Source organism: Actinoplanes sp. CA-131856, assembly GCF_050956135.1.
In the GTDB taxonomy this organism is placed as follows: domain Bacteria; phylum Actinomycetota; class Actinomycetes; order Mycobacteriales; family Micromonosporaceae; genus Actinoplanes.
The window spans coordinates 6,448,066-6,460,555 of the sequence record NZ_CP191849.1 but is presented as its reverse complement, the minus strand read 5'-3'; the positions used below and the strand labels follow the sequence as shown (position 1 = coordinate 6,460,555).

Sequence of the window (12,490 nt, the reverse complement as noted above, 5' to 3'; positions counted from 1 at the left end):
GTTTCCCCGCAAAATGCTCCAACCGGGTTTTCCGCTTTCCCGGTGGTGGCGGAAGCGAAGGAATCCGCCACCACCGGAGCGCGCGTCGATGGCGTGGCGGGCGCCACAACCAGCGAGGCACACAACGTACAAATGCATCCTGCACGGAGTCAACGTTTCGGCGCGGTGAACCGCGTGTTGACACCAAGCTTTGACATTGCAGTTGTATTGAATCCCGGCTACGGTGGTTGCAATACGACTGCAATGCAAAGGATCGGGGGTACGACCGTGCTGGTCATCGGACTCGCGGACTGCTCGGCGGCGCCGCGCTCGCTGGTCGGAGGCAAGGCGGCCGCGCTGGGCGAACTGATCCGCCTGGGCGAGCGGGTCCCGGCCGGCTTCTGCGTGACCACCGAGGCCGGCGCGTTGCCGAGGGATGAGATCGCCGAGGCGTACGAGAAGCTCGGCGGCGGCCGCGTCGCCGTGCGGTCGAGCGCACTCGGCGAGGACGGGGCCGAGGCGAGCTTCGCCGGCCAGTACGAAACGCTGCTGGACGTCGAGGGGCTCGAGGCCCTGCTCGAGGCCATCGAGACTTGTCGCAGCTCAGGCGGCAGCGACCGCGCCCTGGCGTACCGCTCGGCTGTCCACAATGGTGGTGGCGTGGACGGCGATCTTGCGGTTGTCGTGCAGCGGATGGTCGACGCCGAGGTCGCCGGGGTGCTCTTGACGGCGAACCCGCTGACCGGGCGCCGCGCCGAGATGACCGTCGACGCGGCACCCGGCGCCGGCCCGGCGGTCGTGGACGGTGCCGGGCCGGTGGATCACTATGTGCTCGAGGTGGGCCTGCGCGGGCCCGCGGGTGTGTGCGGCCCGGAATTCCGTGGCCCGGACGGCGGTGGTTGCCTGACGGGAGGGCAGCTGGCGACCCTGCGCGATGCCGGGATGCGGCTTCAGGCGCATTTCGGAGTTCCGCAGGACGTCGAGTGGGCCGTTGACGCCGCGGGTGAGCTCTGGCTCTTGCAGTCGCGGCCGATCACCACGCTGTTCCCGCTGCCGCCGCAGACCGGTGATTTGCGGGTATATCTGGAGTTCGGGCACGTGCAGGGGATGCTGCAACCGGCCACGCCCATGGGCATGTCGACCTTGAAAGCGCTCGTGACCGCGATGCTCAAGCCGCTCGGGCTGCACGTGGAGATCACCGACATCGGGGGCCGCCTCTACGGCGACATGACCGACCTTGTGCGTGATCCCCGGGCCCGCAAGCGGCTCGTCAAGCTGCTCGCGGTCGACTTCGGGCCGCGGGCCCAGGCGGCCATCCGGCAGGTGATGGATGATCCGCGGTTCGCTCCGGCGCCGAGTCGTGACCGGCGGCGTGCCGCTCCGTCGCTGCGCGCCGCCGGCCGCGCCGTCACGGGCATCACCCGGGCGCTCGCTCGCCCCGCCGCGGCCCGGGAACGCGTCGCCGCTGCCGTGGAGAAGATCCGCCGGGCGTCGAGCGAGACGGGCCCGGCCCTGACGAAGGACGAGCGGCTGCGGCTCGTGCGGCAGTGGGACGAGGCCGACGCGCCGGATGATCTTGTCTGGCCGATCGCGGCGGGAATGCTCGCCGCCACCGTGCCGGAATACCTGCTCAAGGGGAAGGCCGCGCCGGGTGAGGTTCACGCCGTGCTGGGCGGGATGCCGCACAACGTGACGATCGAGATGGACCTTGCGCTCTGGCGGGTCGCGCGGAGGGCGGGGGAGCACCGCGAACTGCTGCTCGGCACGCCGGCCGCGGAGCTGGCCGGGCGGTGGGCGGCGGGCACGCTGCCTGAGTTCGGGCTGGGTGCGTTCTTGAGGGAGTACGGGCATCGCGGCGCCGCCGAGGTCGACCTCGGGGTGCCCCGGTGGGCCGAGGATCCCGCGCCGATTCTGGCCGCGATCCAGAACTACCTGCGGGTCACCGATCCGGAGCAGGCGCCCGACCGGCGGTTCGCCCGTGCGGCGGAGGAGGCCGAGCGCGCGCTGCGCGATCTGCGCGGCAGGAGCCGGCTGGCCGGGTTCTTGCTGGGGCGGGCGCGCGAGCTCGCGGGTCTTCGCGAGGCGGGCAAGTTCGCGGGCCTCTACCGGCTTCAGCAGATGCGGCGCGAGCTGCTTCTGATCGGCGCCGAGCTGTTCGACGACCCGGCGGACGTCATGTTCGTGACGATGGAGGAACTCGGCGCGGTGCCGGACCGTGGCGTGATCGAGGCGCGCAAGGCGCTGTACCGGCGCGAGATGAAGCGCCGGGCCGTGCCGGTGGCGCTGCTCTCGGACGGGACCGACGTCGAGGCGACGCTGCCGGCCGGCGACGGGGCCGATCTGCGGGGGGTCGCGGCCTCGGCCGGGTTGGTGACCGGGAAGGCGCGGATCGTGCTCGATCCCGCCGATGCGTACGTCGAACCGGGCGAGGTTCTGGTGACCGCGACCACCGATCCGGGCTGGACCCCGCTGTTCTTGACGGCGGCGGCGCTGGTCACGGAGACGGGGGCGGTCATGGCGCACGGGCCGACAGTGGCCCGGGAGTACGGGATTCCGGCCGTGATCTGCGTGCCGGGAGCCACCGAGAGGATCAGGACGGGTGAGGTCGTGACGGTCGACGGGCGGGCGGGGACGGTGACGCGGGGATGAGACGGATGCTGGCCGTGGAGGCGGCGATGTGGCGCAACCTGTTCGCGTGGGTGCTGCGCCGGCCCGTACACCTCGGGGAGGGCGAGAAGGCGTACAGCTATCACGGGGTCGTCAAGCCGATCCTGGGGGTGTTCATCGGGCTGTCGGTGGTGGAGATCCCGATCTTCGATCTGATCGTGCGCAAGGTCGTGCCGTGGGAGCCGGCGCGCTGGATCGTGCTCGTGCTCGGTGTGTGGGGGCTGCTCTGGATGATCGGGTTCGCGGCGGGCCTCAAGCGGCATCCGCATGTGGTCGGCGACGACGGGATCCGGGTGCGGCTGGGCAACGGCGTCGACTTCACCATCGCGTGGGCGGACGTGGAGTCGGTCGGCAAGCGCTACCGCTCGCTGCCGTCGAGCAAGTCGGTGCAGGTCGAGGACGGCGCCCTGCACATCGTGATGGGCGGGCAGACCAGCGTCGACATCCGGCTGCGCCGGGCGGCCGGCGACGTCACCGGGATCGCGAAGGCGGGTGAGGTCACCGAGGTGCGCGTCTACGCCGACGAGCCGGATGATTTCGTCCGCGCGGCCCGTGCCGGGCAACCCGAGCCGGCGTGAAAGCATCGCGACCATGCCGAAGAAGGTCGACCACGCCGAGCGCCGCCGGCTCATCGCCGACGCGCTGATGCGGGTGGCGGCCGAGCAGGGGCTCGAGGCGGTGAGCCTGCGGCACGTGGCAGCCGCGGCCGACGTGAGCGCGGGCATGGTGCAGCACTACTTCCGCACCAAGGACGAGATGATGACGTTCGCCCTGTCGGTGGTGAAGGAGCGCAGCCAGCGGCGGGTGGAGGAAGCCATCGCGCGGCTCGGGGAGAGCCCACGGCCGCGCGATCTCGTGCGGGCGATGCTCACGGCGTTGCTGCCGCTCGACGCGGCGAGCCGGGAGGACGGCCGGGTGGCGCTGGCCTTCCTGGCGTACACCGCGATCCGTCCGCAACCGGCCCTGCGCGGCGAGACCGAGGAGCTGGTCGGCTTTCTCGGCGGTCTGCTGCCGGGCGGCGACGTGGACGCCGCGGCCGCGCTGCTCGCGCTGATGGAAGGCCTCGGCCTCTATCTGCTCGGCGGGCAGTACACGCCGGAGCGGGCCCTGGCCGCGCTCGACGCCCAGCTGGAAAGGCTTTTCACCGCTTGACCGTACGGGTGAAGCGCGACCGGTAGGTCGACGCGCTCAGGCCGTAGTGGGACTTGAAGCGGCGGGCGAAATAGTTCTGGTCGGGCCAGCCGACCGACTCGCCGATCTTGTTGATGGGCTGGTCGGTGTGCAGGAGCCGGGCCGCGGCCAGCTCGACGCGGTGCCGTGACAGATAGGCCATCGGCGGCAGGCCGGTGGCCGACTTGAAGAGGCGGACCAGATATCCGGGCGCCAGGTGCAGCTCGGCCGCCAGCTCGGTCAGCGTCCACTGATGGCCGGGGCGGGCCTCCATCATCCGCATCGCGTCGAGGACCGCCGGATGGATGCTCTCGGCGTCGCCGGCCAGGTCGTCGGACTCGGCGACGACGCGGGCCAGCGTGCTGAGGAAGAGCACGAGCCGGCCGACCATGTCGCCCCTGTACCGGCCCGGCGGCTGGGAACGGAGTTTCTGCAGCCCGTCGAGGTGTTCGAGCGATACGGCGAGCTCGTCCGCCTCGAGGTGGGCGTAGAGGATGCCGCGCCGCTGGCCCGAATAGGGCCCCGTCCACAGCAGATGACCGAGTTGCGGGTCCTGCCTGGTCCAGGCCAGCTCGCGCTGCATCAGCTCGGTGGAGAAGCAGCAGTTGTACAGGTCGAGGCTCTCGCACTGCTCGTAGCCGTGCCAGACGCCCGGCCGCAGCAGCACCACGTCGCCCACGCTCAGGTCCTGGCGGCCGGCCAGGCTGTGGTGCGTCCCCTTGCCGCCGGTCATCACCGCGATCTCGACGAAGCTGTGCGTGTGCACGGGATGGGCGTCCTCGTGCAGGTAGTGCCCGGCCCACACGGCTGATCCCTCGATGAAGTGCAGCAGCGTGCCGGTGGTCTCGACGGGGGGCTCGTCGGTCATGCCTCACCGTAGGCCCCAGGTGAATTTCGTGCTACCTCCGGTTCATCTCGGGCTATGCCGTGGCCTGCGCCACAACGCACGATCGGTGCCAAGCGAAACGGTTTCGCCATCAGTCCGAAACATCGATCACCGGATCGTCCCGGCCGCCTTTGAATCGTTTCACGCACAAGCTATGGAGAGAAATGCCGGACATCGCCGCACCCACCGACCTCCGCTTCGACCACCACCCGGGTCCCGTGACCGGCATCGGCTCGGCCACGCCGCGCCTTTCCTGGCAGGTGCCGGACGCCCCCGAGGGCTACGCGCAGACGCGTTACGAGATCGAGATCGAGCGCGACGGCTCGGCCGAGACCTTCGCGGTCGCCTCCGGCGACCAGATCCTGGTGCCCTGGCCGGGTGCGCCGCTGGCGGCTCGCGACAAAGCGACGGTACGGGTCCGCGCCGGCGACGACGGCACGTGGAGCGGGTGGAGTGAGCCCAGCACGGTCGAGGCCGGCCTGCTGGCGCCGGACGACTGGACCGCCCGCTTCGTCAGCCCGCGCGAGATCGGCGCCTGGGGCGCACCGGCCCCGCTGCTGACCGGCGTCGTCGAGATCCCGGCCGATGTGGTCCGGGCCCGCCTGTACGTCACCGCGCACGGCCTCTACATCGCGAAGCTCAACGGCCAGCGGGTCGGCGACGAGCAGCTCGCCCCGGGCTGGACCGCCTATCAACACCGCCTGCGCTACCAGACGCACGACGTCACCGACCTGGTCACGGCCGGGGCCAACCGCCTCGAGGTGCTCCTGGGCAACGGCTGGTTCCGCGGCCGCCTCGGATTTCAGGGCAAGCACGGGGTGTACGGGGACCGGCTCGCTCTCTTGGCGCAGCTGGAGGTCGTCACCGCCGACGGCGCAGTCCACGTGCTGGCCACCGACGGCTCGTGGACCGCTCGCGAGAGCTCGGTGACCGCCGACGACCTGTACGACGGCCAGAGCATCGACCGGCGCCGCGAGCCCGGCCCGGAGTCGCCGGTCGACGTGGTCGACGCCGACCTGTCGCTGCTGGTCGCCCCGGACGGCCCGCCCGTACGGATCACCCAGGTCGTCCCGGCCGTCGAGGTCAGCGCGTCGCCGTCCGGCCGGACCCTGGTCGACTTCGGGCAGAACCTGGTCGGCTGGGTCCGGCTGACGGTGCGCGGCGGCGCGGCCGGGGGAGAGGTCGTGGTCCGGCACGCCGAGGTGCTGGAGGACGGCGAGCTCGGCGTGCGCCCGCTGCGCACGGCGCGCGCCACCGACTCGTACGTCGTGGAAGGCTCCGATGAAGTTGTTCTTGAACCGAATCTGACCTTCCACGGCTTCCGTTATGCCGAGGTGACAGGTGTCGACGGGCTGCGCGCGGAGGACGTCGAGGCGGTCGTGGTCGGCTCCGACCTGCGGCGCACGGGCTGGTTCGCCTCGTCGCACGAGCTGCTCGACCGCTTCCACGAGAACGTGGTCTGGGGCATGCGCGGCAACTTCGTCGACGTGCCGACCGATTGCCCGCAGCGCGACGAGCGGCTGGGGTGGACCGGTGACATCCAGGTCTTCTCGCCGACCGCGACGTTCCTGTTCGACACGGCCGGCTTCCTCGGCAACTGGCTGGCCGACCTCGCGGCCGAGCAGCAGAAGGACGGTTCGGTCCCGCACGTGGTGCCCGACGTGATCCGCCAGCCGGGCCCGGCCGCCGCGGCCTGGGGCGACGCCGCGACCGTGGTGCCGTGGGTGCTCTACCAGCGCACCGGCGACGTGGGCCTGCTCGAGCGTCAGCTGCCGAGCATGCGGGCCTGGGTCGACCGGATCTCCGGGCTGGCCGGGCCCGACCTGCTGTGGAGCGGTGGCTTCCAGTTCGGCGACTGGCTCGACCCGGCCGCCCCGCCGGCCGACCCCTTCCGGGCCAAGGCCGACCCGGACGTGGTGGCGACGGCCCACCTGGCCTACTCGGCCTCCCTGGTGGCCAAGGCCGCGCTCGCGGTGGGCGACGGCGAGGTGGCGCGGGAGTACGGCGAGCTGGCCGAGAAGGTCCGGGAGGCATTCGCCCGGGAGTACGTCACCGCGGGCGGCCGGGTGCTCAGCGACGCGCCGACCGCGTACGCGCTGGCCCTGCAATGGGCGCTGCTGCCCACCGAGCAGCAGCGCACACACGCGGCGGAGCGGCTGGCCGATCTGGTCCGCACGTCCGGGTTCCGGATCAGCACCGGCTTCGTCGGCACCCCGCTGATGACCGACGCGCTGGCCGACGCGGGCGAGGCCGGCCTGGCGTACCGGCTGCTTCTGCAGACCGGATGCCCGTCCTGGCTCTACCCGGTGACCATGGGCGCGACCACGGTCTGGGAGCGCTGGGACAGCATGCTGCCGGACGGCTCGATCAACCCGGGCGAGATGACCTCGTTCAACCACTACGCGCTGGGCGCGGTCGCCGACTGGCTGCACCGCCGGGTCGCGGGCCTGGCCCCGGCCGAGCCCGGATATCGCCTCATCGAGGTGCGGCCGCTGCCGAGCAGGCACCTCACCCACGCGTCGGCCCGTCATCTCACGCCGTACGGCGAGGCCTCGGTCTCCTGGGAGCGCGTGGACGGGTCGCTGCGCCTCGACGTCGTCATCCCGGTCGGCGCGCGTGCCCTCGTCCTGATCCCCGGTGAGGGCCACTCCGTCGAAGTGGGTCACGGCAAGCATTCCTGGACGGCCGAGGATCCGTACGCCCGCGAAGCAAGCGCGAGCACCACGGACCTCACCATCCGGCAGTTGATGGACCACGAACCCAGCTGGGACAAGGCCCTGGCCGCCGCGCGCGAAGCGGGCGTGGCCGCCGACGAGGCCGTCCTGGCCGACCGGCTGGCACCGTTCCTCGACGCGCCCGCGAGCGAGTTCGTCGACGCCGCCACCGCACACGGCTTCATCCCCGGCGGGAACGAGCTCGCCGCCCGCCTGAACACCCTCCTCTCCACCGAAAACTAAGGGAGCATCGATGAAACGCAGCAGAATAGCGCTGTCCGTCCTCGCCGCCACCACGCTCGCGCTCGGCGCCTGCAGCGCCGGCAGCCTCGGCAGCAGCGACGAGGAGGGCGGCGGCAAGGTCACCCTGTCGTTCCTGGTCGACAACGCGCCGGAGACGGTGAAGGCGGCCGAGGGCGTGGCCAAGGACTTCACCGCCAAGAACCCCGACATCACGGTGAAGGTCGAGTCGCGCCCGCAGGGCACCGAGGGCGACAACATCGTCAAGACCCGGCTCTCCACCGGCGACATGAGCGACATCTTCCAGTACAACTCGGGCTCGCTCTTCCAGGCGCTCGCTCCGCAGAAGAACCTCGTGGACGTCTCCGGTGAGGCCTTCGTGGGCCGCACCGACGACAACTTCAAGACCACGGTGACGGCCGACGGCAAGGTGTACGGCGCGCCGTTCGGCAACTTCTTCGCCGGCGGCATCATGTACAACAAGGACGTCTACGCCAAGCTCGGCCTCGAGGTCCCGAAGACGTGGGACGCCTTCATGGCGAACAACGCGAAGATCAAGGCCGGCGGCGTCGACCCGGTGATCCAGTCGTACGGCGAGACGTGGACCTCGCAGCTGTTCGTGCTCGGCGACTACTACAACGTCGAGAAGGCCTCGCCCGGCTGGGCCGACAAATACACCAAGAACCAGGTGAAGTACGCCACGGACCCGGTCGCCCGGGCCGGTTTCGACCACCTCCAGCAGGTGCACGACGCGGGCTACGTCAACAAGGACTTCGCCTCGACCAAGCTGACCGACGCGCTGCGCAAGCTGGCCAAGGGCGAGGGCGCGCAATACCCGATCCTGTCTTCCATGATCACTCAGCTCGTCACCGACAACCCGGGCAGCGAGAACAAGATCGGCCTGTTCGCCATCCCCGGCACTGACGCCGCCAGCAACGGCATCACGGTGTGGGCGCCGTCCGGCGTCTACATCCCGACCAGCACCACCGGCGACAAGCTGGACGCCTCGAAGAAGTTCCTCGACTTCCTGGCCAGCCCCGAGGGCTGCACCTCGTTCGGCAACGCCAGCCAGCCGTCGGGCGCGTGGGCGGTCAAGGGCTGCACCCTGCCCGACTCGGTGCCGCAGGCCGTCAAGGACCTGCAGACGTACGTCGACCAGCAGGCCTCCGGCCTGGCCCTGGAGTTCCTCTCCCCGGTCAAGGGCCCGGCCCTCGAGCAGATCTGCGTCGAGGTCGGCTCCGGCATCCGCAAGGCCGACGCCGGCGCCAAGCTCTACGACGAGGACGTGAAGAAGCAGGCGCAGCAGCTCGGGCTCGAGGGCTGGTAGGCCGCTTTGACCGCGATCGTTGAGAAGTCGTCCGCCCGGTCGCGCCCCCGCGCGGCCGGGCCGGCCGGCGGCAAGCGTGCCAAGAGCCCGTATCCGCACTGGTTCTACCTGCCGGCGGCCATCGTCTACGGCGTGCTGTTCATCGTCCCGACGGTGACGTCGTTCTACTTCAGCCTCACCCGCTGGAACATGTTCAGCTCGAAGTTCATCGGCTTCGAGAACTACGTGACGTTCTTCAAGGAGCCGGCGCTCGTCTCCGGCCTCACCCACACGATCGTCTACGCGGTGGTCACCTCGGGCCTGAAGGTCGTGCTCGGCCTCGGCCTGGCCGTGCTGCTCACCTCGCAGATCATCGGCCGGGGCTATCTGCGCTCGGTGGTCTTCTTCCCGGTGCTGGTCTCGACGATCGGCGTGGGCCTCACCTTCACGATCCTCATGGACCCCGAGGACGGCCTGATCAACGAGTCCCTCGCGCTGATCGGCATCCAGGGCCCGGGCTGGCTCACCGATCCCTCGTACGCGCTGCTGTCGGTCGCCCTGGTCGACGTGTGGAAGGGCGTCGGCCTGGCCACGCTGATCTACATCGCCGGCATCGTGTCGATCCCGCAGGAGTATTTCGAGGCGGCCCGCGTCGACGGCGCCTCGGCCTGGCAGAACTTCCGCCGCATCGTGCTGCCGCTGGCCCGGCCGGCGACGTTCACGGTCATCCTGCTGTCGCTGATCGGCGGCCTGCGCTCGTTCGACCTGATCTGGGCGATGACCCGGGGCGGGCCGGGCTTCACCTCCGACGTCATCGCGTCGGTGATCTACAAGCAGTACCAGGCGGGCTTCTACGGCCTGTCGACGGCGGGCAACGTGGTGCTGTTCCTGCTGGTCACGGCCATCATCTTCCCGTTGTCACGCTTCCTGAACTCCAAGGAGGTGGACCTGTGACCTCTCGCCGTCCCCACCTCGTCACGAGCGTCGCGGCCATCCTGCTCTCGGTCGTGGTGTTCCTGGTGCCGTTCGCGTTCATCCTGCTCACGGCGGTGAAGTCGCGGCAGCAGGCGTCCCTGTTGGACTTCTCGTGGCCGACGCAGTTCCACCTCGTGCAGAACTTCGTCGACGTCGTGCAGGCCCGCGACTACATGCTGATCATCGCGTTCATCAACAGCACGATCCTGACCGTGGCCAGCGTCTCGATCCTGGTGGTGCTGGCGGCGATGGTGGCCTTCGCGCTGCAGCGCCGGCGCACCCGCTGGACCGGCCTGATCAACTTCCTGGTCCTGTCCGGCCTGATCATCCCGCCCGCCGTGGTGCCGACGATCTGGGTGCTGCAGAAGCTGGGGCTGTTCCGGACGATGCCCGGCCTGATCCTGGTCGAGGTGGCGTTCGGCCTGTCGTTCTGCATCCTGCTGTTCCGGGCGTTCATCGCGACGATCCCGCGGGAGCTGGACGAGGCGGCGATCATCGACGGGGCCGGCCCGCTGCGGCTGTTCTTCCGGGTGATCCTGCCGTTGTTGCGGTCGGTCATCATCACGGTGGTGGTCGTGCAGTCGGTGACGGTGTTCAACGACTTCGTCAATCCGCTGTACTTCCTGCCGGGCGATCAGAACGCGACAGTCCAGCTCACTTTGTACAATTTCTCAAGTCAATATTCGACGCAATACAACCTGCTGTTCATGGACATCCTGCTCATCACGATCCCGCCCCTGCTGATGTTCCTGTTCTTCAACAAGCGCATCGTGGCCGGCATGACGGCGGGCGCCATCAAGGGCTGATCTCTCGCACGTCGCTCTGCAGGTAGCTTTTGCACGTCGCGCTGGGTCCTATGTGGCCCGGCGCCGTGCGTTATTCGATTGATCATCTCGTACCGCCCTCCTTACGCTTTCCCCCGTTCGGGATTGGAGGGCCGAAATGAGCGACGTGCTTGTCATAAACGCGGACCTGGGCCCGCTGCACCGGGTCAGCCTGCGGCACGCCGTCCGCATGCTGGTGCGGCGGGTGGCCGAGGTCCACGAGTCCCAGCCGGACGCGGTGATCGGCGTCTGGCCGATGCCGAAGGTGGTGCGCCTGGTGTCGTACGTGGTCACCCGCTGGCGCCACGGCCGCGGCCCGTCGTGGTCCCGCGCCGGCGTGCTGACCCGCGACGCCCGCCGCTGCGCCTACTGCGGTCGCGCCGCCTCGACCATCGACCACGTCCTGCCCCGCTCGCGCGGCGGCCTGAACTCCTGGACCAACACGGTGGCCGCCTGCGGCAGCTGCAACCAGCGCAAGGGCGACCGCACGCCGGCCGAGGCCCGCATGCCCCTGCGGGTGACGCCCACGGCCCCGGCCTGGGCTGTCTTCCTCTGATCTCAGGAAACCGCCAGCCAAGTCACAGTTGGTACTCGACATGGCCACGTACCGTTGTTGGTCACCAGGCAAGGAGGCTGGAACCGATGAGCGGTGGATTCAAGAGGTTTGTCCTGTCGATGGTCGCGTCGAAGCTCCAGAAGCGCAGCCACGGGGGAGGCCACAACGCGGTTGTCGACGGCATGCTGCGCGAGGTGAACCACCGAATCGCCCGCAGCCAGGGCCACCACGGCGCGTACGGGCACCCGGGCCCCTACGGGCAGCACCCCGGCGCTTACGGCCACCCTGGGGCGTACGGGCACCCGGGGGCGTACCCCGGCGGCTACGGCCATCACGGCCACTACCGCCAGGCTCCCGGGTACCACGGCCACTACCGCCACCATGGCCACTACCGGCACCACGGCCACTACCGCCGTCGTCGCTGGTTCTGATCCGTCTCACCGATCCCGGCGCTCCACCGCGAGCGCCGGGATCGCCCGTCTCAGACGTCCAGCAGCTTCACCGTGACCGCGGCCGTGTCGCCGGGCTCCAGATGCTGGGCCTTCCGGATCGCGCGTTTGATCGGCAGCACGAAGGCCCCCTTCTGACTGTCCGGGAAGATCGAGGTCTGCCACGTGCTGCTGCCCACCGAGGCCCGCACGCGCAGTGACCCGAACCCCCGCCGTATGCCGTCGGTGAGATGACGGATGTCCTCGGACGCGTCCTCCGGCAGAGTCACGAAAGTCCAGCTCTCGCCCTTTCGCGCGTCCCAGATCCACAGCTCGCTCTCGAAGTCGACCTCCACGCTCCGAAGCATGGCACGGGGGTACGACAACTTCACTCGACGCGGTACTGCTTCACCAGCCCGGCCAGGACCGTGCGGGTCCGGTGCAGGTCCTCGATCTGCGACTCGACCCGTTCGAGCTCGGACGTGAGGCGCGCGGCCAGCCACGGCGTCCGGATGGCCTCGTTGTTGATGCACGGCAGGACGTCCTGGATCGTGGCGCTGTTGAGCCCGGCCGAGAGCAGCGACTGGATCAGCCGTACCCGCTCGACCGCCGTCTCCGGATAGTGCCGCTGGCCGCCGGAGCTCCGCGAGCTGCTCAGCAGGCCCTGGTCCTCGTAGTACCGCAGGGACCGAGGGCTGGCGCCGGTCGCGGCCGAGAGATCGCCGATGCGCATCACAGAAACTCC

The 12,490-nt window shown here is 70.0% G+C and carries 12 protein-coding genes; 9 read left to right on the top strand and 3 right to left on the bottom strand.

Features of this window, described 5'->3' with window-relative positions; translation table 11 throughout:
* Positions 1–42: 42 nt before the first annotated feature.
* The 3 genes from ACQP2X_RS30020 to ACQP2X_RS30010 are packed head-to-tail and all read left to right on the top strand — an operon-like array spanning position 43 to position 3,798.
* Positions 43–2,628 (top strand): PEP/pyruvate-binding domain-containing protein, encoded by a 2,586-nt coding sequence (locus tag ACQP2X_RS30020; protein ID WP_498687543.1) that lies wholly within the window; start codon positions 43–45, stop codon positions 2,626–2,628.
* On the top strand, positions 2,625–3,224 hold the full coding sequence (locus ACQP2X_RS30015; protein ID WP_498687539.1) for a PH domain-containing protein: 600 nt from the start codon (positions 2,625–2,627) through the stop codon (positions 3,222–3,224). Before ACQP2X_RS30020 ends, ACQP2X_RS30015 begins: the two co-directional genes overlap by 4 nt.
* A gap of 13 nt (positions 3,225–3,237) precedes the next feature.
* Entirely contained in the window at positions 3,238–3,798 is a 561-nt protein-coding gene (locus ACQP2X_RS30010; protein WP_498687535.1) for a TetR/AcrR family transcriptional regulator, read from the top strand.
* Here ACQP2X_RS30010 and ACQP2X_RS30005 read toward each other — a convergent pair.
* Positions 3,788–4,684: a helix-turn-helix transcriptional regulator gene (locus ACQP2X_RS30005; protein ID WP_498687533.1), complete on the bottom strand. Its 897-nt coding sequence runs from the start codon at positions 4,682–4,684 to the stop codon at positions 3,788–3,790. The genes ACQP2X_RS30010 and ACQP2X_RS30005 overlap by 11 nt on opposite strands.
* A gap of 182 nt (positions 4,685–4,866) precedes the next feature.
* Between ACQP2X_RS30005 and ACQP2X_RS30000 the strand changes: the two genes are divergently transcribed.
* The 6 genes from ACQP2X_RS30000 (at position 4,867) to ACQP2X_RS29975 (ending at position 11,748) form a co-directional block, all read left to right on the top strand.
* Positions 4,867–7,659, top strand: a complete 2,793-nt coding sequence (locus ACQP2X_RS30000; protein WP_498687531.1) for an alpha-L-rhamnosidase — start codon at positions 4,867–4,869, stop codon at positions 7,657–7,659.
* 10 nt (positions 7,660–7,669) lie between these two features.
* The gene (locus ACQP2X_RS29995) at positions 7,670–8,983 is read left to right on the top strand and encodes an ABC transporter substrate-binding protein (protein ID WP_498687528.1); all 1,314 of its coding nucleotides are present in this window, start codon (positions 7,670–7,672) and stop codon (positions 8,981–8,983) included.
* 6 nt (positions 8,984–8,989) lie between these two features.
* Positions 8,990–9,916 (top strand): carbohydrate ABC transporter permease, encoded by a 927-nt coding sequence (locus tag ACQP2X_RS29990; RefSeq protein WP_498687526.1) that lies wholly within the window; start codon positions 8,990–8,992, stop codon positions 9,914–9,916.
* Positions 9,913–10,743, top strand: coding sequence for a carbohydrate ABC transporter permease (locus ACQP2X_RS29985; protein ID WP_498687523.1), 831 nt, complete (start codon positions 9,913–9,915; stop codon positions 10,741–10,743). Before ACQP2X_RS29990 ends, ACQP2X_RS29985 begins: the two co-directional genes overlap by 4 nt.
* A 136-nt stretch (positions 10,744–10,879) precedes the next feature.
* On the top strand, positions 10,880–11,317 hold the full coding sequence (locus ACQP2X_RS29980) for an HNH endonuclease (RefSeq protein WP_498687520.1): 438 nt from the start codon (positions 10,880–10,882) through the stop codon (positions 11,315–11,317).
* 86 nt (positions 11,318–11,403) lie between these two features.
* Positions 11,404–11,748: a hypothetical protein gene (locus ACQP2X_RS29975; RefSeq protein WP_498687518.1), complete on the top strand. Its 345-nt coding sequence runs from the start codon at positions 11,404–11,406 to the stop codon at positions 11,746–11,748.
* 50 nt (positions 11,749–11,798) lie between these two features.
* On the opposite strand, the gene ACQP2X_RS29970 is transcribed toward ACQP2X_RS29975, so the two are convergent.
* Both ACQP2X_RS29970 and ACQP2X_RS29965 read right to left on the bottom strand, forming a co-directional pair.
* Positions 11,799–12,113: a DUF1905 domain-containing protein gene (locus ACQP2X_RS29970; RefSeq protein ID WP_498687517.1), complete on the bottom strand. Its 315-nt coding sequence runs from the start codon at positions 12,111–12,113 to the stop codon at positions 11,799–11,801.
* Positions 12,114–12,133: 20 nt separating this feature from the next.
* On the bottom strand, positions 12,134–12,478 hold the full coding sequence (locus ACQP2X_RS29965; protein WP_498687515.1) for a MerR family transcriptional regulator: 345 nt from the start codon (positions 12,476–12,478) through the stop codon (positions 12,134–12,136).
* Positions 12,479–12,490: the final 12 nt, after the last annotated feature.

Bases quoted from the DNA above. Each gene is read 5' to 3' on its own strand.
- ACQP2X_RS30015 (WP_498687539.1), top strand. From the start codon at position 2,625: ATGAGACGGATGCTGGCCGTGGAGGCGGCGATGTGGCGCAACCTGTTC.
- ACQP2X_RS30010 (WP_498687535.1), top strand. From the start codon at position 3,238: ATGCCGAAGAAGGTCGACCACGCCGAGCGCCGCCGGCTCATCGCCGAC.
- ACQP2X_RS30005 (WP_498687533.1), bottom strand. From the start codon at position 4,684: ATGACCGACGAGCCCCCCGTCGAGACCACCGGCACGCTGCTGCACTTC.
- ACQP2X_RS30000 (WP_498687531.1), top strand. From the start codon at position 4,867: ATGCCGGACATCGCCGCACCCACCGACCTCCGCTTCGACCACCACCCG.
- ACQP2X_RS29995 (WP_498687528.1), top strand. From the start codon at position 7,670: ATGAAACGCAGCAGAATAGCGCTGTCCGTCCTCGCCGCCACCACGCTC.
- ACQP2X_RS29980 (WP_498687520.1), top strand. From the start codon at position 10,880: ATGAGCGACGTGCTTGTCATAAACGCGGACCTGGGCCCGCTGCACCGG.
- ACQP2X_RS29975 (WP_498687518.1), top strand. From the start codon at position 11,404: ATGAGCGGTGGATTCAAGAGGTTTGTCCTGTCGATGGTCGCGTCGAAG.
- ACQP2X_RS29970 (WP_498687517.1), bottom strand. From the start codon at position 12,113: ATGCTTCGGAGCGTGGAGGTCGACTTCGAGAGCGAGCTGTGGATCTGG.
- ACQP2X_RS29965 (WP_498687515.1), bottom strand. From the start codon at position 12,478: ATGCGCATCGGCGATCTCTCGGCCGCGACCGGCGCCAGCCCTCGGTCC.